The 17,811-nt window shown below is 68.4% G+C and carries 18 protein-coding genes; 8 read left to right on the forward strand and 10 right to left on the reverse strand.

From position 1 onward, the window contains the following. Nucleotides 1-3: 3 nt before the first annotated feature. On the reverse strand, nucleotides 4-1,287 hold the full coding sequence (gene murA / locus KZ810_RS15840) for a UDP-N-acetylglucosamine 1-carboxyvinyltransferase (protein WP_219770086.1): 1,284 nt from the start codon (nucleotides 1,285-1,287) through the stop codon (nucleotides 4-6). Nucleotides 1,288-1,462: 175 nt separating this feature from the next. Between murA and KZ810_RS15845 the strand changes: the two genes are divergently transcribed. After that, entirely contained in the window at nucleotides 1,463-2,200 is a 738-nt protein-coding gene (locus KZ810_RS15845; protein ID WP_308461579.1) for a Crp/Fnr family transcriptional regulator, read from the forward strand. A 7-nt stretch (nucleotides 2,201-2,207) separates the two neighbouring features. Here KZ810_RS15845 and pgmG read toward each other — a convergent pair whose 3' ends face one another. From pgmG to KZ810_RS15860, 3 genes are read right to left on the reverse strand one after another with little or no spacing between them, the layout of a single operon-like run. Beyond that, the gene (pgmG, locus tag KZ810_RS15850) at nucleotides 2,208-3,575 is read right to left on the reverse strand and encodes a phosphoglucomutase/phosphomannomutase PgmG (RefSeq protein ID WP_219770088.1); all 1,368 of its coding nucleotides are present in this window, start codon (nucleotides 3,573-3,575) and stop codon (nucleotides 2,208-2,210) included. Nucleotides 3,576-3,614: 39 nt separating this feature from the next. Next, a complete protein-coding gene (locus KZ810_RS15855; RefSeq protein ID WP_219770089.1) occupies nucleotides 3,615-3,875 on the reverse strand; it encodes a DnaJ domain-containing protein in 261 nt (86 codons plus the stop codon). Continuing rightward, nucleotides 3,872-4,702 carry a division plane positioning ATPase MipZ gene (locus KZ810_RS15860; protein ID WP_219770144.1) on the reverse strand — a complete coding sequence of 277 codons (831 nt, stop codon included), beginning with the start codon at nucleotides 4,700-4,702 and terminating at the stop codon, nucleotides 3,872-3,874. Before KZ810_RS15860 ends, KZ810_RS15855 begins: the two co-directional genes overlap by 4 nt. A 100-nt stretch (nucleotides 4,703-4,802) precedes the next feature. Here KZ810_RS15860 and panC point away from each other — a divergent pair, with 100 nt between their 5' ends. Together panC and KZ810_RS15870 are read left to right on the forward strand one after the other, a co-directional pair. Next, nucleotides 4,803-5,648, forward strand: coding sequence for a pantoate--beta-alanine ligase (panC, locus tag KZ810_RS15865; protein ID WP_219770090.1), 846 nt, complete (start codon nucleotides 4,803-4,805; stop codon nucleotides 5,646-5,648). A gap of 100 nt (nucleotides 5,649-5,748) precedes the next feature. Continuing rightward, nucleotides 5,749-6,042, forward strand: a complete 294-nt coding sequence (locus KZ810_RS15870) for a hypothetical protein (RefSeq protein WP_219770091.1) — start codon at nucleotides 5,749-5,751, stop codon at nucleotides 6,040-6,042. A gap of 125 nt (nucleotides 6,043-6,167) precedes the next feature. On the opposite strand, the gene topA is transcribed toward KZ810_RS15870, so the two are convergent. From topA to plsY, 4 genes are all read right to left on the reverse strand, one after another. Further along, entirely contained in the window at nucleotides 6,168-8,774 is a 2,607-nt protein-coding gene (gene topA, locus KZ810_RS15875; RefSeq protein ID WP_219770092.1) for a type I DNA topoisomerase, read from the reverse strand. Nucleotides 8,775-8,835: 61 nt separating this feature from the next. Further along, entirely contained in the window at nucleotides 8,836-9,192 is a 357-nt protein-coding gene (locus KZ810_RS15880; RefSeq protein ID WP_219770093.1) for a hypothetical protein, read from the reverse strand. Beyond that, nucleotides 9,186-10,328: a DNA-processing protein DprA gene (gene dprA / locus KZ810_RS15885; protein ID WP_219770094.1), complete on the reverse strand. Its 1,143-nt coding sequence runs from the start codon at nucleotides 10,326-10,328 to the stop codon at nucleotides 9,186-9,188. Before dprA ends, KZ810_RS15880 begins: the two co-directional genes overlap by 7 nt. 2 nt (nucleotides 10,329-10,330) lie before the next feature. Continuing rightward, on the reverse strand, nucleotides 10,331-10,903 hold the full coding sequence (plsY, locus tag KZ810_RS15890) for a glycerol-3-phosphate 1-O-acyltransferase PlsY (RefSeq protein WP_258045017.1): 573 nt from the start codon (nucleotides 10,901-10,903) through the stop codon (nucleotides 10,331-10,333). Nucleotides 10,904-11,033: 130 nt separating this feature from the next. Here plsY and murI point away from each other — a divergent pair, with 130 nt between their 5' ends. Both murI and hemA read left to right on the forward strand, forming a co-directional pair. After that, nucleotides 11,034-11,834, forward strand: a complete 801-nt coding sequence (murI, locus tag KZ810_RS15895; RefSeq protein ID WP_219770095.1) for a glutamate racemase — start codon at nucleotides 11,034-11,036, stop codon at nucleotides 11,832-11,834. A 112-nt stretch (nucleotides 11,835-11,946) separates the two neighbouring features. Continuing rightward, nucleotides 11,947-13,167 (forward strand): 5-aminolevulinate synthase, encoded by a 1,221-nt coding sequence (hemA, locus tag KZ810_RS15900; RefSeq protein ID WP_219770146.1) that lies wholly within the window; start codon nucleotides 11,947-11,949, stop codon nucleotides 13,165-13,167. 57 nt (nucleotides 13,168-13,224) lie between these two features. On the opposite strand, the gene KZ810_RS15905 is transcribed toward hemA, so the two are convergent. After that, the gene (locus KZ810_RS15905) at nucleotides 13,225-14,199 is read right to left on the reverse strand and encodes a M48 family metalloprotease (RefSeq protein ID WP_219770096.1); all 975 of its coding nucleotides are present in this window, start codon (nucleotides 14,197-14,199) and stop codon (nucleotides 13,225-13,227) included. 117 nt (nucleotides 14,200-14,316) lie between these two features. On the opposite strand from KZ810_RS15905, the gene hppD reads away from it, so the two are divergent. The 3 genes from hppD (at nucleotide 14,317) to KZ810_RS15920 (ending at nucleotide 17,223) form a co-directional block, all read left to right on the forward strand. After that, the gene (hppD, locus tag KZ810_RS15910; protein WP_219770097.1) at nucleotides 14,317-15,369 is read left to right on the forward strand and encodes a 4-hydroxyphenylpyruvate dioxygenase; all 1,053 of its coding nucleotides are present in this window, start codon (nucleotides 14,317-14,319) and stop codon (nucleotides 15,367-15,369) included. Nucleotides 15,370-15,533: 164 nt separating this feature from the next. Next, nucleotides 15,534-16,835, forward strand: coding sequence for a homogentisate 1,2-dioxygenase (hmgA, locus tag KZ810_RS15915; RefSeq protein ID WP_219770098.1), 1,302 nt, complete (start codon nucleotides 15,534-15,536; stop codon nucleotides 16,833-16,835). Nucleotides 16,836-16,845: 10 nt separating this feature from the next. Then, nucleotides 16,846-17,223 (forward strand): Rieske (2Fe-2S) protein, encoded by a 378-nt coding sequence (locus KZ810_RS15920; RefSeq protein WP_219770099.1) that lies wholly within the window; start codon nucleotides 16,846-16,848, stop codon nucleotides 17,221-17,223. A 20-nt stretch (nucleotides 17,224-17,243) separates the two neighbouring features. Here KZ810_RS15920 and KZ810_RS15925 read toward each other — a convergent pair whose 3' ends face one another. Then, nucleotides 17,244-17,810: a lipocalin family protein gene (locus tag KZ810_RS15925; protein WP_219770100.1), complete on the reverse strand. Its 567-nt coding sequence runs from the start codon at nucleotides 17,808-17,810 to the stop codon at nucleotides 17,244-17,246. Between the last annotated feature and the right edge of the window lies 1 nt (nucleotide 17,811).

Here is a 17,811-nt window from a genome sequence, read left to right on the forward strand (position 1 = left end):
GCCTCAGCCGTCGCCGACGCGCTCGATGTCGGCGCCGACCGCGGACAGTTTTTCCTCCAGCCGCTCGTAACCGCGGTCTAGGTGGTAGATACGGCTGACCTGCGTCTCGCCATCCGCGACCAGCCCCGCGATGATGAGGCTCATCGACGCGCGCAGGTCAGTCGCCATCACGGGCGCGCCGACGAGCCGGTCGACGCCCTGGACCACCGCGGTGCGGCCGCGCACCTGGATGTCCGCCCCCATCCGCGCCAGCTCGGGCACGTGCATGTAGCGGTTCTCGAAGATCGTCTCGGTCAGCACGCTGGCGCCGTCGGCGCGGCACAGCATCGCCATGAACTGCGCCTGCATGTCGGTCGCGAAGCCGGGGAAGGGCGCGGTGGTGATGTTGAGCGGGCGTAGCTTTTCGGGCGCGGCGACGCGGATCGTGCCGCGGCCGATCTCGACCTCGACGCCCGCCTCGCGCAGCGCATCGAGTGTCGCGCCCATCTCGTCCGCGCCGATGTTGGTCAGCGTGACGTCGCCGCCGGTGATTGCGGCGGCGCAGGCGTAGCTGCCTGCCTCGATCCGGTCGGGCATCACCGAATAGGTCGCACCGTGCAGCTCGCGCACGCCCTCGATCTCGAGCGTCTCGGTCCCGATGCCCTGGATCGACGCGCCCATCGCGACGAGGCAACGGCACAGATCAACGATCTCGGGCTCGCGTGCGGCATTCTCGAGCCGCGTCGGGCCGCTGGCGGTCACAGCGGCCATGACGACGTTCTCGGTCGCGCCGACCGAGACGACGGGGAAACGGTAGGTTCCGCCCGACAGGCGTCCGCCGGGTGCGGAAGCCGTGACGTAACCCGCGCTCATTTCCAGCTTCGCGCCGATCGCCTCGAGCGCCTTCAGGTGGAGGTCGATCGGGCGGTTGCCGATCGCGCAGCCGCCGGGCAGCGACACGCGCGCCTCGCCTGCGCGCGCGAGGATGGGGCCGAGCACCAGGATCGACGCGCGCATCTTGCGCACGATGTCATAGGGCGCCTCCGCGCTGGTGAGCTGCCCGGCGCGGATCGTCATCACGCGGCCGAACTCGTCGGGGCGCGACCCCTCGATCCGGGTCGACGCACCCAATTGATTGAGCAGGTGGCCGAAGCCATCGACGTCGGCGAGCCGCGGCAGGTTGCGCAGCGTCAGCGGCTCGTCGGTCAGGATCGCGCACGGCATCAGCGTGAGTGCGGCGTTCTTCGCGCCCGAGATGGGAAGATTGCCCGACAGCCGATTGCCGCCACGAATGAGGATACGGTCCATCCCGCCGCATCTATCGCGCGGACCCGCCGTCGCCAAGCCGCTGACGTCGATAGCGGTGACCAGCGCCGATGCCGGTACGCGAAATACGGACAGGATCGCTTGCGCTTGATCGATTTTAATGCGTCGCCCCACGCGTGCCCCATAAGCAGCAATGATAACAAGGGGTTTCCACTGCGTGCGGGTACGTACCTTCGTCGACCGGATCGGCGAGTTTCTTTCGCTGTCCGATTGCGAGCGCGAAGCCCTGACCAACTTGCAGGGGCGGACGCGCTCGCTGCGTCGCGGGGCGGTGCTGGTCCGTGAGAAGGATCGCACCAGTGACTTTTTCGTGGTCTCGAGCGGCATGATGATGAGCTACGTCTTGCTGGACGACGGCAGTCGGCAGATCCTGCGTTTTCTGTTTCCCGGCGACGTGACGGGCGCGTCGGCGCTTGCCTATGCCAATTCGCCCGAGAGCGTGGCGGCGCTGTGCGAGAGCGTCGTGTGCCTGTTCGATCGCACGCAGGTCGCCGACGTGCTGACGCGGCACCCGCGGCTGGCGCTGGCGCTGACCGCACTCGACCAGGCCGAGCGCGCGGCGATGACCGATAGGCTGGCGGGGCTCGGGCGGACGTCGGCGCAGGCGCGGATCGCGGCGGTGCTGCTCGACCTGCGCGACCGGCTGCGCCGCACCGGGGAGGACGTGGCGAGCGGCTTCACGCTGCCATTGACGCAGGAGGAGATCGGCGACGCGAGCGGGCTGACCGCGGTACACGTCAACCGGATGCTGCGCCAGTTGGAGGACATGGGACTGATCGTCCGGCAGGGCTCGCGCGTGATCCTGGCGGACGAGACGCGATTGCGGCGCGCGGCGAAATATGTCGATCGGCTGGCGGGGGTCGATCTGTCGTGGATGGTCCTGTCGGGCGAGTGAGGACGGTCTAGCCGCGCGACACGCTGCTGCGCGCGAGCTCGCGGTCGATCACGTCCAGCAGGCGTTCGAGGCCCGCCTCGTCGCCCGCCTCGGCGCGCACCGTGACCGCGGCCTGCGTGTTCGAGGCGCGGAGCAGCCACCAACCATCGGGCGTGGAAACGCGCAACCCGTCGGTCAGATCGACCTCGGCACCCGTCGCCAGCACCCGCGCGCGCACCTCATCGACGATCGCGAGGCGACGATCCTCGGGGACCATGATGCGCAACTCGGGCGAGGCGCAGGTCGCGGGCAGGCGGTCGATCAGTTCGGCGAGCGAACAGCCCGCCAGGTCGATCGCGCGCATCAACCGGACCGCGGCATAGGCGGCGTCGTCGAAGCCGTAATAACCGTACGCGAAAAAGATGTGCCCCGACAGTTCGGCCCCAATCGCGGCGCCCTCCTGACGCATCCGCGCCTTGATCTGGCTATGCCCCGATTTCGCCATCACCGCCCGCCCGCCGAGCGCGCGGATCCGGTCGAACAGCGCGTCGCTCGATTTCACGTCGGCCACCACGCAGGCGCCGGGAAGGTCGCACAGCAACGGCTCGGCAAGCAGCGCGAGGAGCTGATCGCCCCATACGATCCGCCCGCGCGCATCGACCGCGCCGATGCGGTCGCCGTCGCCGTCGAAGGCGAAACCCATGTCGAGCCCTTCGCGCGTCACCAGCGCGATCAGGTCGGACAGATTGGCGGGAATGGTCGGATCGGGATGATGGTTGGGAAAGGTACCGTCTACGTCGGTATAGAGCAGATGGTGCTCACCCGGGAGGATCTGGGTCAGGCGTTCGATCACCGGCCCGGCGGCGCCGTTCGCCGCGTCCCAGCCGATGCGGAAGGGGCGATCGGTGGCGCCTTCCACCAGACGAGCGACATAATCGTCGAGTACCGCCGCCTGACGGATTTCACCCAAGCCGCTTTCCCAGTCACCCGCGGCCGCCAGCCGAGCAAGATCGCACACGTCGTCGCCAAAGAAGCTCTCGTGCGCGAGGACGAACTTGAACCCGTTGTCGCCCGCGGGATTGTGGCTGCCGGTCACCTGCACGCCGGCGTCCACCCCCAGCGTCGCCTCGGCGAAATAGAGCATCGGCGAGGGGCCGAGCCCGATCCGCACCACGTCGACCCGGCTCGCGATCAGCCCGTCGATGAGCGCGTCCTCTAGCATGGGGGAGGACAGCCGCCCGTCGCGACCGACGACGACGCGGTGCCCCCCGGCGCGGCGCACGCGGGTCGCGAAGCTGCGGCCAACCGCGTAGGCGTCAGCCTCGCCCAGCGTCTCGCCGACGGTGCCGCGAATGTCGTAATCGCGCAGGATCGATGGGTGGAAACGATGCGTCATGGCGGAGACGCTAGCGGCATGTTCGCCGCCGACCAACAATCAGCGCGCGACCTCCAGCCGGCTGAGCAGCAGATCGCGTGCGGCATTGACCCGGCGCGCGTCGTCGGGCGAGCCGCCGCGATCGGGGTGCAGGTCCGCGATCAGGCGTCGATGCGCCGCGCGGATCGCATCGGCATCGGCGTCGTCGGCGACGCCCAGCGTGCGTCGCGCCGCCGTGATGGCGCTCGGTCGCCGCGTGGCGGGTTTCTTGAGCAGCCACAGCACTGCCCAGATTACCGCGGCGGCGACGATCCACTTCATGCCGCCGCGCTCGACAGCGCCGTGTCGGGGAGGGCGAGGCCCGCCATCATCTCGCGCAACTCCTGCCGCGCAGCGACGTGGCTCAACCCCATGCCGCCGAACGACTTGTTGTCGAGCAGCGTCAGCCCGGCGGGGAACAACTCACGATAGATCACCCGCTCGCCCAGCCCCGGGATGATGCGGAACCCGACGCGGCGCGACAATTGGTCGAGCGCTTCGGACACGCGGCGCATGTTGCGGGCGTCGACATAGGCGAGGCGATTGCGCAGCACGACCCAGTCGATCGTCGTCCCATCCGCCTTCGCGCGCGCCTTGCGCACGTCCCAGATCAGTTCCGAATAGAAGCTCGGACGCTTCACCTTGAACGTTTCCGCGTCGACCTGGCCGATCAGGTCGAAGTCGACGAAACTGTCGTTCATCGGCGTGACCAGCGTGTTGGCGAGCGCCGCGGCGGTGCGTGCGCACGGATCGTCGCGGCCGGGCGTGTCGATGACCATGAAGTCGAAGCCATCGCTGAAGCGCGCGAAAAGATCCTCGAAATTTCCGTCCGCGCGACCGTCGCCGGTGGCGTGGTCGGGGATCGGCAGCGGCTGCCCCGTGCGCTTCACCGTTTCGGCGCGATTGTCGAGATAGCGGCCGAGCGTTCGCTGGCGGTGGTCGAGGTCGATGCACGCCACGCGCGCGCCGCGCGCGGCGAGCGCGACCGCGGTATGGACCGCGGTGGTCGACTTGCCCGTACCGCCCTTTTCGTTGGCGAACACGATCACGTGCGGTCCGGCGGCGGGCTGTTGCGCGGGTGACGCCGCGCCCTCGGCCGGTTCGGTGATGTGCGTCTCGGCCTGATCAGACAACGCGCGACTTCCCTGATTGATTGCTGTTTGGCGCCATCATAGAAGCCGCGGCGCAGGGATACGAGGGGGTTAAAGCGTGGAAGTGTATCGGGAACTCGCCGGTCTCCGGGCGGCGGTCGCGGCCGCGCGCGCCGAGGGGCGCGAGGTGGCGCTGGTGCCGACGATGGGCGCGCTCCACGCCGGGCATATCGCGCTGGTGGAAGCCGCACGGCGGCCGGGCACCACCGTGGTCGCCTCGATCTTCGTCAACCCGAAGCAATTCGGCGCGAACGAGGACCTGTCGCGTTACCCGCGCAAGGAGACGAGCGATATCGCGATGCTGACCGAGGCGGGATGCGATCTGCTGTGGTTGCCACCCGTAGAGGCGATGTACCCGGCCGGCTTCGCGACCAACATTTCGGTTGCGGGGGTGAGCGAAGGGCTCGACGGGGCCGCGCGCCCCGGCCATTTCGACGGCGTCGCGACCGTCGTCGCCAAACTCTTCAATCAGGTTCAGCCGACCCGCGCCTATTTCGGTGAAAAGGATTTCCAGCAACTGGCGGTGATCCGCCGCATGGTCACCGATCTCGACTTCGAGATCGAGGTGACGGGGGTGCCAACGCAGCGCGAGGACGACGGGCTCGCGCTGTCGAGCCGCAACGTCTATCTCGACGGCGACGAGCGCGCGAAGGCGGTGGCGCTGCCGCGCGCATTGGGCATCGCGGCACGCGCGATTTCAGGCGGCACGCCGGTCGACAAGGCGCTGGCGGACGCGACGACGTATTTGTCGAACGCGGGCTTCAGCGTCGATTACGTGTCGCTGGTCGACGCCGAAACGCTCCAGCCGCAACCCGATGCGGCGCGCCGCCGCCAATTGCTCGCGGCAGCGCGGCTGGGGGCGACCCGCCTGATTGACAATCTCGCGATCGAGCCGGGCAACTGACACGCGAGTACCATGGCACGGTTAACGCGTTAACCATTTGGTGAGCCGAATCGGGTGATAGCCTTCGTTCAGCATCAACGCTGATATCGGGGGCAAACCGATGACCGTTCTCTCTCACGCGCCTTCTCTGCTCGACCGCCGGATCGCCAAGGCACGCGCCGGCGATGCTCATGCCGCCTATGATCTGGGAATCGGCTATTCCACTGGGACGGCGGGCGCGACGCTCGACCTGATCGAGGCACACAAGTGGCTCAATCTCGCCTCGGCCTGGGGCCATGATGCCGCGCCGTCCGCGCGCGCCGAAGTGTCCGAAGACATGACCGCGCGCGAGATCGCGACCGCGCAGCGTGCGGCGCGCGACGTGATCGGAGCACTCCACCGCCGCGCCGCCTGACGACCGCACGATGCCCGGCCATCGCGCACGACTTCGTGCGCGCGGCCTGATCCTGATATTGTCGCCACCCCGAAGTAATTTCGGGTCAACCTGACTTCCCCCGATCACCGAAGATGATGATCGGGTTACGCGGTGGCCTTCTTCGCGGCAGGTTTCGTGGCAGCCGGTTTCTTGGTCGCGGACTTTTTCGCGGGAGCCTTGGTAGCGACCTGGCCGCCGTCCCCCTTCACAGCCGCCTTTTTCGGTGCAGCCTTCTTCTTTGCCGGCGCCTTTTTCCTGCCCGCCGGCGCCATCGCCGCGCGCGCGTCAATCAGTTGCGCAGCCTCTTCCAGCGTCAGTTGCTCGGGCGTGATCGTCTTCGGCAGCGTTGCGTTGGTGGTACCGTCGGTGACGTAGGGGCCGTAGCGGCCTTCCATCAATTTTAACTCAGCCTCGGTGCGAGGGTGGGCGCCCAGCACCTTGAGCGGCTCGCGCGCCGCGCCGCGTTGCGGACGCCCGCCGCCCGCCGCCGCCTCGGCAAGCTTTACCACCGCCGCGTTCATGCCCGTCTCGAACACGTCCGCGGTCGAGGTGAGCCGCGCATATTTGCCCGCATGCGCTAAGTACGGACCGTAGCGCCCGATCGCCGCGGTGATGTCCTGCCCGGTTTCTGGATGCTGACCGATCGTACGCGGCAGGCTCAGCAACTTGAGCGCCATTTCCAGGTCGAGTTCGACGTCCTTCGGGATCGAGGCGCGCTTCGCCTCCTTGCCCTCGCCGAGCTGGATGTACGGGCCGAAGCGACCCGACTTGCGCTCGACCTCAAGCCCCGTCTCGGGATCCTTGCCGAGCATCTCGGGCCCGGTCGACTCGGCGGCGTCACCGCCCTGCGCGAAACGACGGGTATATTTGCACTCAGGGTAATTCGAGCAGGCGATGAACGCGCCGAAGCGTCCGCCGCGCAGCGCGAGGCTGCCTGCCTGGCACGCGGGGCACGCCCGCGGATCGCTGCCATCGGCCCTGTTGGGGAACAGATAGGGCGCGAGGAAGGTGTCGAGTTCGGCAGTCACCTCCGACGGCTTCTGCTCCATGACTTCCGCGGTGCGCGGCTTGAAATCGCGCCAGAAGCTTTCAAGCACCGCCTGCCATTGCGCGCGGCCACCCGACACGTCGTCGAGCTCTTCCTCCAGCTCGGCCGTGTAATCGTAGCCGACGTAGCGCGGGAAGAAGCGCTCGAGGAACGCCGTCACCAGCCGGCCGCTCTCCTCGGCGAAGAAGCGGTTCTTCTCGACGCGGACATAGGCGCGGTCCTTTAGCGTCTTGATGATCGACGCGTAGGTGGAGGGGCGACCGATGCCGAGCTCCTCCATCCGCTTGACCAAGCTTGCCTCCGAATAGCGCGGCAGCGGCTGGGTGAAATGCTGTTCGGCGTCGACCGACTTCTTCGCCGGTGCGTCGCCCTCGCGCATCCGCGGCAGGCGGCGCGCGTCCTCGTCCTGGCTGTCGTCCTGCCCTTCTTCGTAGAGCGCGAGATAGCCGGGAAAGAGCACGACCTGACCGGTGGCACGCAGCACATTGCGCCCAGTGCCGTCGGCGAATTCGATCGTGGTGCGCTCCATCCGCGCCGACGCCATCTGGCTGGCAAGCGCGCGCTTCCACACCAGTTCGTACAAGCGCGCGTGGTCGCCCGCGCCGACGCGGTCCTTCGAGAAATCGGTCGGGCGGATCGCCTCGTGCGCTTCCTGCGCATTCTTGGCCTTCGCCTGATACTGCCGCGGCTTGTCGGGGACGTAGCTGCCGTCGTAGCGGTTGGCGATCGCACCGCGCGCCGCCGAAATGGCACTGCCGTCCATCTGCACGCCGTCGGTGCGCATATAGGTGATCGCGCCGTCCTCGTAGAGCTGCTGCGCGATCCGCATCGTGTGGTCGGCGGAGAAGCCCAGTTTGCGCGCCGCCTCCTGCTGCAGCGTCGAGGTGGTGAAGGGCGGCGGGGGATTGCGCGTCGCGGGGCGCGTCTCGACCGACTGGACGGTGAAGCGCCCCGCCTCGACATCGGCCTTGGCGCGGTGCGCGTCGCCCTCGTTGCCGATCGACAGCCGGTCGAGCTTGCGCCCTTCCCACTGCGACAGTCGCGCGGTGAAGGGGGTGCCGTCATGCTCCAGCGCCGCCGTCACCGACCAATATTCCCGCGCGACGAACGTCTCGATCTCGCGCTCGCGCTCGACGATCAACCGCAGCGCGACCGACTGGACGCGGCCCGCGGACTTGGCGCCCGGCAGCTTGCGCCACAGGACGGGCGAGAGCGTGAAGCCGACGAGATAGTCGAGCGCGCGGCGTGCGCGATACGCATCGATCAGGTCGGTATCGAGCGCGCGCGGCGCCTTCATCGCCTCGGTCACCGCCTGCTTGGTGATCGCGTTGAAGGTGACGCGCTCGACCGCCTTGGGCAGCGCGCGGCGCTTGGCGAGCACTTCCTGCACGTGCCAGCTGATCGCCTCGCCCTCGCGATCGGGGTCGGTGGCGAGGATCAGGCGGTCGGCGGTCTTCGACAGATCGGTGATCGCCTTGAGCTGCTTGGCCTTGTCGGCGTAGTTTTCCCACTCCATCGCGAACCCGTCGTCGGGGTTCACCGACCCGTCCTTGGGCGGCAGGTCGCGGACGTGGCCGTAACTCGCGAGGACGCGATAATCCGAGCCGAGATACTTTTCGATGGTTTTCGCCTTGGCGGGCGATTCGACGATGACGAGTTGCATTGTGGCCTAACTAGGGAGCTTCACACGTATGCGCGAGGGTGGCGAGGCGGGGAGAGCGGCGTCAAGCTGCGCGTGACGGGGTTGAGAACCAGGCGAGCAGGAAGCCCGCGCCGAGGATCAGGTCGATCGCCCCGAAGATCGCGGTCGCCGATCCGCCGGCAAGCAACAGCGCGGGCACGCCGAACGCACATTTCTCACCGACGCCCGCGATCATCATCGCCCGGTAGCGGACCGGATCGCCACCGATGATCCAGAACACGAGCTGGAAGGCGAGCGCGGTCAGCGTGAAGGCGAGTTGCGGCAGGACGGTCGCGTCGGGCGCGGCAAGGCTCGCGAGGAGCGCTACCGTGCCGTAGATCGCGGCGCCGCGGAACCACCAACGTACCCAGCGCGGTATGGGACGATGTGCATCTAGCATAGACTGACGCGGCCGCCTGCGTGGCGTTCGAGCCGCCCGCCAAGTTCGAGTTCGAGCAGCACCATCTGCACCACCGCGGGGGCAAGCCCGGCCTGCCGGACGAGTTCGTCCACGCCGACCGGTACGGGTCCGAGAAGCGACACGACGCGGCGGCGCTCGGCCTCGCTCGCATCCTTCGGCGGTGGTGCGCCCCAGGGGGTATCGGGCGAGCGCACGCCATCGGCGCGATGGGCGGCGCGCAGGTCGATCGGGCGGATCTGTTCGAGCACGTCGGCGGCCGACTGGATCAGGACAGCGCCGTCGCGGATCAAACCGTTGCACCCTTGGGCGCGCGGATCGCTCGGGTGGCCGGGAACCGCCATCACTTCGCGCCCTGCCTCGCCCGCGAGTCTGGCGGTGATGAGCGAGCCCGAGCGCGGCGCGGCCTCGATCACGACGGTGCCGAGCGAGAGCGCCGCGATGATGCGATTGCGGTGCGGGAAATGGCGCGCGCGTGGTTCGGTGCCCGGCGGCATCTCCGCGACGAGCAGCGCTTCCTGCGCGATCCGTTCCTGCAACCGCGCATTCTCGGGCGGGTAGGCGACGTCGATCCCGCCCGCGATGACGCCGATCGTCGCGCTGCTGGCGCCTTCGTGCGCGGCGGTGTCGATTCCGCGCGCCAGCCCCGATACGACGACCGCGCCCGCTTGCGCGACCTCCTGCGCGAGGCCGCGTGCGAAGCGGCACGACGCGGCCGAGGCGTTGCGCGCGCCGACCATCGCCACCGTGTCCCGCGAGGCGAGCGACAGATCGCCGCGAATGGTGAGGACGGGCGGCGCGTCCGACAATTCGGCCAGCAGCGACGGGTAATCGTGGCGTCCGAGGAACAGGTAGCGCGCGCCGATCCGCGCGACCGCCTCCATCTCACGCAATGCCGTGCCGGTGTCGGTCACCGCTGGCACGCGTCCGCCGCCGCGTCGCGCCAGATCGGGCAACGCCTCGATCGCCGCCGCCGCGGTGCCGTAGCGCGCGATCAACTGCCGGAACGACACCGGACCGATCGACGGCGTACGGATCAACCGCAACCGCGCGAGCGCATCGGCTTCGTCGTTTCGACCGGTCGCGGTTGCGCGATCGAGCGCCGCGACCTCGCGCATGGTCAGGCCGCGTCCCTGCTGCGGCCGATCCGCGGCTCGGTGCCCGCGAGCAGGCGGGAGATGTTCGCGCGGTGTTTCCACACCACGATCAACGCGAGCGCGAGCAGCAGCGGGACGAGATCGAATAGTCCCAGGATCGCGGCCGCGACGGGTGCGCTGACCGCCGCCGCCATGCCCGCGACCGAGGAGATGCGCAGCCCCGCGAGCAGCCCCAGCCACACCACCGCGTAGACGAGCCCGAGCGGCCAGGCGAGCGCGACCACGACCCCCATCAGCGTCGCGACGCCCTTGCCGCCCCTGAAGCGGAGCCAGACGGGGTAGCAGTGGCCGATGAACGCGGCGGCAGCGGCGAGCGGCGCTTCCTGCGGGAACAGCCGTGCCGCGATCAGCACCGCGGCGACGCCTTTCAGCATGTCGAGCAGCAAGGTCGCGGCGGCGAGCCCCTTGCGCCCGGTCCGCAACACGTTGGTGGCGCCGATATTGCCCGACCCGACCTGGCGCAGGTCGCCCGCGCCGCCCAATCGCGTCAGAATGACCCCGAACGGGATCGAACCGAGCAGATAGCCGATCAGCAACGCCGCCGCGGGCGCGATCCAGACGATTTCGGTGCCCAGTTCTGTTCCCCTTCTGACCCCGTTCTAGCGGGCTGCGAATAACGTGTCACTCATCTGTATCTACCAAGATACGAAGCCTATGTGGTCCCCGATGAGCGACGATACGCGACCGATCCTGTTCTTCGATTCGGGTGTAGGCGGCTTGTCGGTGGTCGCGCCCACGTGCGCGCTGCTGCCAATGGCGCCGATCGTTTACGCGGCCGATAGCGCGGGCTTTCCCTACGGCACCAAGAGCGAGGGCGAGATTGCCGCACGCGTGCCCGCGCTGCTCGGGCGACTGGCGGAGCGATACCACCCGCGATTGATCGTGATCGCGTGCAACACCGCGTCGACGATCGCGCTGCCCGCGGTACGCGCGGCGCTCGACCTTCCGATCGTCGGCACGGTTCCGGCGATCAAGCCGGCGGCGCAGGCGTCGCGCACGCGCACGATCGGCGTGCTCGGCACCGAGGCGACGGTGCGTCAGCCCTATGTCGACGATCTGACGGCACGTTTCGCCGCCGATTGTACGGTACTTCGCTACGGTTCGGCCGCGCTGGTCGAACTGGCGGAAGCGAAGCTGGCGGGCGAAGCGGTCGCGCCTGACGCGGTCGCTCGGGAACTCGCCGGCCTATTCGGGCAGACGGGTGGTGACGCGATCGACGTGATCGTGAACGCCTGCACGCATTTCCCGCTCTTGGAGGACGAGATGCGCGCGGTCGCGCCCGCCGGGGTCGCGTTCGTCGATGGCGGGCCGGGGATCGCTCGGCGCGTGGCGGTCCTGACCCAAGGGCAGGACTGGCCGCGCGAGCCGGTAGTGCATCAGCTCGTCTTCACGCGGCTGGGTGACCGCGAAGCACGGATCGGCACCCATCTGCGCGCGCACGGGTTCGCCAGTCCCGAGACACTGTGATCGACCAAATGCGCTGGAAAAGCGTGGGATACAGGCGTACGTCGCTTGCATGATGAGCGAGAGCAGCGAAGCGCGCCGCGCCACACCGGCCGACGCACGCCCAGTTGACACGATGCCGGTCGACTATTCGCGCGTATTCACCCAGGCGATCGATCGCCTGCACGCCGAGGGGCGCTACCGCGTCTTCATCGACATCCTGCGCAACAAGGGCATGTTCCCCAACGCGCGCTGCTTTGCCGGGCACAACGGACCCAAGCCGATCACGGTGTGGTGCTCGAACGATTATCTCGCGATGGGGCAGCACCCCAAGGTCATCGCGGCGATGGAGGAAGCGCTCCACGACGTCGGCGCCGGCTCGGGCGGCACGCGCAACATCGGCGGCAACACGCATTATCACGTCGATCTCGAGCATGAGCTCGCCGATCTGCATGGCAAGGAAGCCGCGTTGCTGTTCACCAGCGGCTATGTCTCGAACGAGGCGACACTGGCGACGCTCGCCAAGGTGCTGCCGGGCTGCATCATCTATTCCGACGAGTTGAACCACGCGTCGATGATCGCTGGCATCCGCAACTCGGGGTGCGAGAAGCGCGTGTTCCGCCACAACGACCTCGCGCATCTGGAGGAACTGCTCGCCGCCGACGACGCTGCGGTGCCCAAGCTGATCGCGTTCGAGAGCGTCTATTCGATGGAAGGCGACGTCGCGCCGATCGCCGCGATCTGCGACCTCGCCGACAAGTATAACGCGCTCACCTACCTCGACGAGGTCCACGCGGTCGGCATGTACGGCGCGCGCGGCGGCGGCATCTCGGAGCGTGACGCGGTCGCCGACCGGTTGACGATCATCGAGGGTACGCTGGGCAAGGCGTTCGGCGTGATGGGCGGCTACATCGCGGCCGATCGCACGATCGTCGACGTGATCCGCTCCTACGCACCCGGCTTCATCTTCACGACCTCATTATCGCCGGTGCTGGTCGCTGGCGTTCTGGCCTCCGTCAGGCACCTGAAATCGTCGAGCGTCGAGCGCGAGGGGCAGCAGGCCGCCGCCGCGACGCTCAAGGCGATGCTGGCCGACGCGGGGCTGCCGGTGATGATCGGCGAAACGCACATCGTGCCGGTGATGGTCGGTGACCCGGTCAAGGCCAAGAAGATCAGCGACATCCTGCTCGCCGAATACGGCGTCTACGTTCAGCCGATCAATTACCCGACCGTGCCGCGCGGGACCGAGCGGCTTCGCTTCACCCCCGGACCCGCGCACAGCGAGGCGATGATGCGCGAACTCACGCAGGCGCTCGTCGAAATCTGGGGACGGTTGGAGCTGCGAAAGGCGGCGTAAGGGGCTCTGCCGTCGCCGTTCGCGCCGGGCTCCTGACCGGTTTCGGGTAAGCGGTGACTATCGCAAGGCCGCGTCGCGCTGCCCGAGGATCGGCGGCGAATACGGTGTCGGCGCACCGGGCGGCATCGCCGCCAGCGCCTCCGCGATCACTGCCGCACGATCTTTCGGCGAGGGATGCGTGCGGCTGCGGAACATGCCGGGGTCGACCTTCTTTCCCGGCCCCTGCCAGAACCGCACCGCATTCTGCGGATCCCACCCGGCGTTGCGCAGCAGGAACGCGCCGAGCACGTCGGCTTCGGTCTCGGTATCGCGGAACAGGCGTGCGTTGCGGCCGAACTCGCCGAACAAGCCCCACTTCACGCCCGCCGCCTCCAGTCGTGCACGGTGGCGCAGGATCGTGTGCGCGAGTTCGTGCGCGACGACGACCGCGACATCGTCGTCGCCGTACGTCTCCATCAGCCGCGCGCCGACCTGAACGACATGGCCGTCCGACGACGCGCCAAGCTTCGGGCCTGCGACGACCTCGAACTCGCTGCGGCAGGCGGGGACGGGGGTGACGACCGCACGGCGCGTGCCGTGCGAATCGTTTAGCGTCAGCGTGATCGGTCCGCCCGCGGGTCGCGCGGCGAGCCGGGCGAGCGCGGCATCGCGCGTCGCGCTGGTGTCGTGGGCCGCGGTCGGGGCCGCGAGCGGCGTGCCCGCGATCGCTGCGACGCCCTCGTTCTGCACGATCCCCGCGCGCGCGGCGGGTGAGCCGGGTACAACCCATTCGACCGCGACCGGTGTCGGAAAGCCGAAGACGGCATAAGCGGCCGGCGCGGTGCCCGCGGAATATTGATCGATCGCGTGGAGGACGAGCCCGGTGCCCGGCTGGCGCTCACGGCACAGCGCGGCATTCGCCGTGACCAGCCGCCACGCGACGGTTGCCAGCCGCGCGTCCTGCGCGCGCAATGCCTCGAGCGCGGCGCCGTCGTCGGGTGCCGCGGCGGCGAGGAGGGCGAGCGGGAGCAGGATCTGGAGGATGCGCGGCATGGCAGCATCCTAGCGCCGGGTCGGCGCGGGGTCATCACCGCGCAGCACCCTGCCCGCATTGACTTCGTCTTCATGATGCGGGACAATAGTTTCACTTGATACCAGTGGAGCATGCTCATGGACCATATCGACGTCAATCCGATGGGGCTCGACGGCTTCGCCTTCTGCGAGTTTACCTCGCCCGAACCTGACACGCTCGCCCGACAGTTCGAGGCGCTCGGCTTCGTCCCCGCTGCGACGCACCCGACCAGGCAGGTCACGCTGTATCGCCAGGGCCGCATCAACCTGCTGATCAACCGCGAGGCGACGGGGCAGGCGGCCGACTTCCGCACCGACCACGGCCCGTCGGCGAACGCGATGGCGTTCCGGGTCTCGAACGCGCGCGAGGCGCTCGACGCCGCGGTCGAGCGTGGCGCCAAGGCGCTGGACGCGAGCGGCAGCGCACTGCCTGACGCGCAGGTGTTAGAGGGGATCGGCGGGTCGCTGCTGTATCTCGTCGACGCCGATCCGTTCGCCGACTGGACCGAAGTCGAGGGCTGGCGCGAGGCGGCGGCGGAGAACAACGTCGGGCTCGACCTGCTCGACCACCTGACGCACAACGTGCGGCGCGGGCAGATGCGGACGTGGTCGGCGTTCTACGGCCAGATCTTCGGCTTCGAGGAACAGAAGTATTTCGACATCAAGGGCAAAGCGACGGGCCTGTTCAGCCAGGCGATGATCGCGCCCGATAAGGCGATCCGTATCCCCTTGAACGAGAGCCAGGACGACAAGAGCCAGATCGAGGAGTTCATCCGCGATTACAATGGCGAAGGCATCCAGCATCTCGCGCTCACCACCGACGACATCTACACCACGGTCGAGAAGCTGCGCGCGCGCGGTGTGCGGTTGCAGGACACGATCGAGACCTATTACGAGCTGGTCGACAAGCGCGTGCCCAACCACGGCGAGGACCTGGAGCGGCTGCGCAAGAACCGCATCCTGATCGACGGCAACGTCGGCGAGGAAGGGCTGCTGCTGCAGATCTTCACCGAGAATATGGTCGGGCCGATCTTCTTCGAGATCATCCAGCGCAAGGGCAACGAGGGGTTCGGCAACGGCAACTTCCAGGCGCTGTACGAGTCGATCGAACTCGACCAGATCAGGCGCGGAGTGATCACGGTCGACGCCTGATCGACGTGCGAAGCGAACGCTTCGCACGAGATGCGCCACGCAGGTGGCGCCGTCGACCGGCCAGCGCGACGAAGCCGGCGCACAAGGCGCGGCTTCGCCGCGTCTGACGCGCCGGCGGGCGTGACACGAGCGAGCAGATAACAACGCCGACGAAAGGACCGAGGATGACCGACCCAACCGCCCCCGCCTACATCCCCGGTTTCGGCAACCACGTCTCGACCGAGGCGATCCCCGGCGCGCTTCCGATCGGGCGCAACTCGCCACAGCGCCCCGCCTTCGGCCTTTACACCGAGCAGCTCTCGGGCACCGCCTTCACCGCGCCGCGTGCAGAGAACCGCCGCTCGTGGCTCTACCGGATGCGCCCTACCGCCGAGCATCCGCCGTTCGAGCGTTACGACGGTGCCAAACGCTTCGCCCCCGGCACCGCTGACGCCCCGCTCGCGCCCAATCGGCTGCGCTGGGACCCGCTGGCAATGCCGGAGGAAGCGGGCATCGACCTGATCGATGGCATGACAACGATGCTCGCCAATCGGCACCCCGCCGATCTGGAGGGCGTCGCGATGCACGTCTATGCCGCGAACGCCGACATGGACGCGCGCGTGTTCATGGACGCGGACGGCGAACTGCTCTTCATCCCCGAGCAGGGGCGGCTCGAGTTGCTGACCGAACTCGGCCGGATCGAGGTCGCACCGGGGCAGGTCGCGCTGGTCCCGCGCGGCGTCCGCTTCAAGGCGCTGCTGCCCGACGGCCGGGCGCGCGGCTATGTCGCGGAGAACCACGGCGCGCTGTTCCGCCTGCCCGATCTCGGCCCGATCGGCGCCAACGGCCTCGCCAACCCGCGCGATTTCGAGACGCCGGTTGCCTGGTTCGAGGACCGCGACGAGCCGACCGAAGTGATCCAGAAGTTCATGGGGTCGCTCTGGACGACGACGCTCGATCATTCGCCGCTCGACGTCGTCGCGTGGCACGGCAATCTCGCACCGTGGCGCTACGATCTGTCGCGCTTCAACACGATCAACACCGTCAGCTTCGACCATCCCGATCCGTCGATCTTCACCGTGCTGACGAGCCCCAGCGACGTGCCCGGTCGCGCCAACGCCGATTTCGTCATTTTCCCGCCGCGCTGGATGGTGGCGGAGGGGACGTTCCGCCCGCCGTGGTTCCACCGCAACGTCATGTCGGAGGCGATGGGGCTGATCACCGGCGCGTATGACGCGAAGGCGGAAGGGTTTCAGCCCGGCGGCATCTCACTCCACAACATCATGAGCGGGCACGGTCCCGACGTGGCGAGCTGGCAGGGCGCGAGCGCCGCCGAACTCAAGCCGCATAAGATCGAGGGCACGATGGCGTTAATGCTTGAGAGCTGCTGGGCGTACCGGCCGACCGACTATGCGCTGACGCATTCGCAGCTCGATTATGACGCAGTGTGGGCGGACTTCCCCAAGGCGAAGCTGCCCCGTTCATGACGGTGGTCGCGTGACCGACGCGGTTGACGCAGCCGCGCGCGTGTTCGCGACGCCTGCGGGGGTAAAGATCGGCGCGCTTGACCAGATCGCCGACGGTACCGCGCGCAATTACGTGCTGCAATTGCGCGCGGGGCGTTTCCACGGCTTCGTCGTGCGGCAGGGGGATGCGGTCTACGGCTACGTCGATCGCTGCCCGCACGCCGGGCTGCCACTGGCGCAAAAGCTCGACGCCTATCTGACACCCGATCGCGCGCGGATCATGTGTTCGTGGCACGGCGCAGTATTCGCGATTGCCGACGGGCGCTGCGAGGGCGGGCCGTGCATGGGCGCGCGGCTGACCCCGTGGCCGGTGCGGGTCGACGACGGTGTGATCGTCACCGCCGGCTGACCGCGACCGCCGCGCAAGCGTTACGGCTGATGCGTACGACGCAGCGCGCCCGTGTCGTAGCCGAGCGACTTCGCACGCGCAAACAAGGCGTCGACCTCCTTGTCACCGGGGCGCGGCGAGCGCGACAACAGCCACAGATAGCGCCCGCCCGGCTCGCCGACGATCGACCAGCTGTAATCGTCGGCGTGGTCGAGCACCCAGTAATCGCCGACGTAGAGTGGTCCGAAGAACGACAGCTTGAGCTTCGCGCCCGTATCCTTGTCCGCGACCACGCCCTTGGCGCGCGCGACCTTGCGCTTGCCGCCGCGGGTGCCTGCATTGGTGACGCCGATCTTGTCCGCCGACAGCCGCGAATAATCGGCGGTCACCGCGTCCATGCCTTCTTCGAACAGATACTCGTGGCGCGCGATCTCGTACCAGCGGCCGAGATAGCGGTCGAGGTCGACGGGCTTCGCCGGCTCGGGCACCGCGCGGTTGATCACCGGCGGGCGCTTCGAGCGGAAGTAGAGGAACCCGCCGAGGCCGAGCGCGGCGGCGCCGGCTCCGGCAAGAAGGGCGGCATTGGGGCGGGGGGATTGCTGTGCCATG

The sequence above is a fragment of the Sphingomonas citricola genome (genome assembly GCF_019429535.1).
GTDB lineage: Bacteria > Pseudomonadota > Alphaproteobacteria > Sphingomonadales > Sphingomonadaceae > Sphingomonas > Sphingomonas citricola.

Excerpts from the sequence above, each read along its gene's own strand:
- KZ810_RS15880 (WP_219770093.1), bottom strand. The coding sequence starts at position 9,192 with ATGCTAGATGCACATCGTCCCATACCGCGCTGGGTACGTTGGTGGTTC.
- hppD (WP_219770097.1), top strand. The coding sequence starts at position 14,317 with ATGGACCATATCGACGTCAATCCGATGGGGCTCGACGGCTTCGCCTTC.
- murI (WP_219770095.1), top strand. The coding sequence starts at position 11,034 with ATGAGCGACGATACGCGACCGATCCTGTTCTTCGATTCGGGTGTAGGC.
- pgmG (WP_219770088.1), bottom strand. The coding sequence starts at position 3,575 with ATGACGCATCGTTTCCACCCATCGATCCTGCGCGATTACGACATTCGC.
- murA (WP_219770086.1), bottom strand. The coding sequence starts at position 1,287 with ATGGACCGTATCCTCATTCGTGGCGGCAATCGGCTGTCGGGCAATCTT.
- hemA (WP_219770146.1), top strand. The coding sequence starts at position 11,947 with ATGCCGGTCGACTATTCGCGCGTATTCACCCAGGCGATCGATCGCCTG.
- topA (WP_219770092.1), bottom strand. The coding sequence starts at position 8,774 with ATGCAACTCGTCATCGTCGAATCGCCCGCCAAGGCGAAAACCATCGAA.
- hmgA (WP_219770098.1), top strand. The coding sequence starts at position 15,534 with ATGACCGACCCAACCGCCCCCGCCTACATCCCCGGTTTCGGCAACCAC.
- dprA (WP_219770094.1), bottom strand. The coding sequence starts at position 10,328 with ATGCGCGAGGTCGCGGCGCTCGATCGCGCAACCGCGACCGGTCGAAAC.
- KZ810_RS15870 (WP_219770091.1), top strand. The coding sequence starts at position 5,749 with ATGACCGTTCTCTCTCACGCGCCTTCTCTGCTCGACCGCCGGATCGCC.
- KZ810_RS15905 (WP_219770096.1), bottom strand. The coding sequence starts at position 14,199 with ATGCCGCGCATCCTCCAGATCCTGCTCCCGCTCGCCCTCCTCGCCGCC.
- KZ810_RS15855 (WP_219770089.1), bottom strand. The coding sequence starts at position 3,875 with ATGAAGTGGATCGTCGCCGCCGCGGTAATCTGGGCAGTGCTGTGGCTG.
- KZ810_RS15925 (WP_219770100.1), bottom strand. The coding sequence starts at position 17,810 with ATGGCACAGCAATCCCCCCGCCCCAATGCCGCCCTTCTTGCCGGAGCC.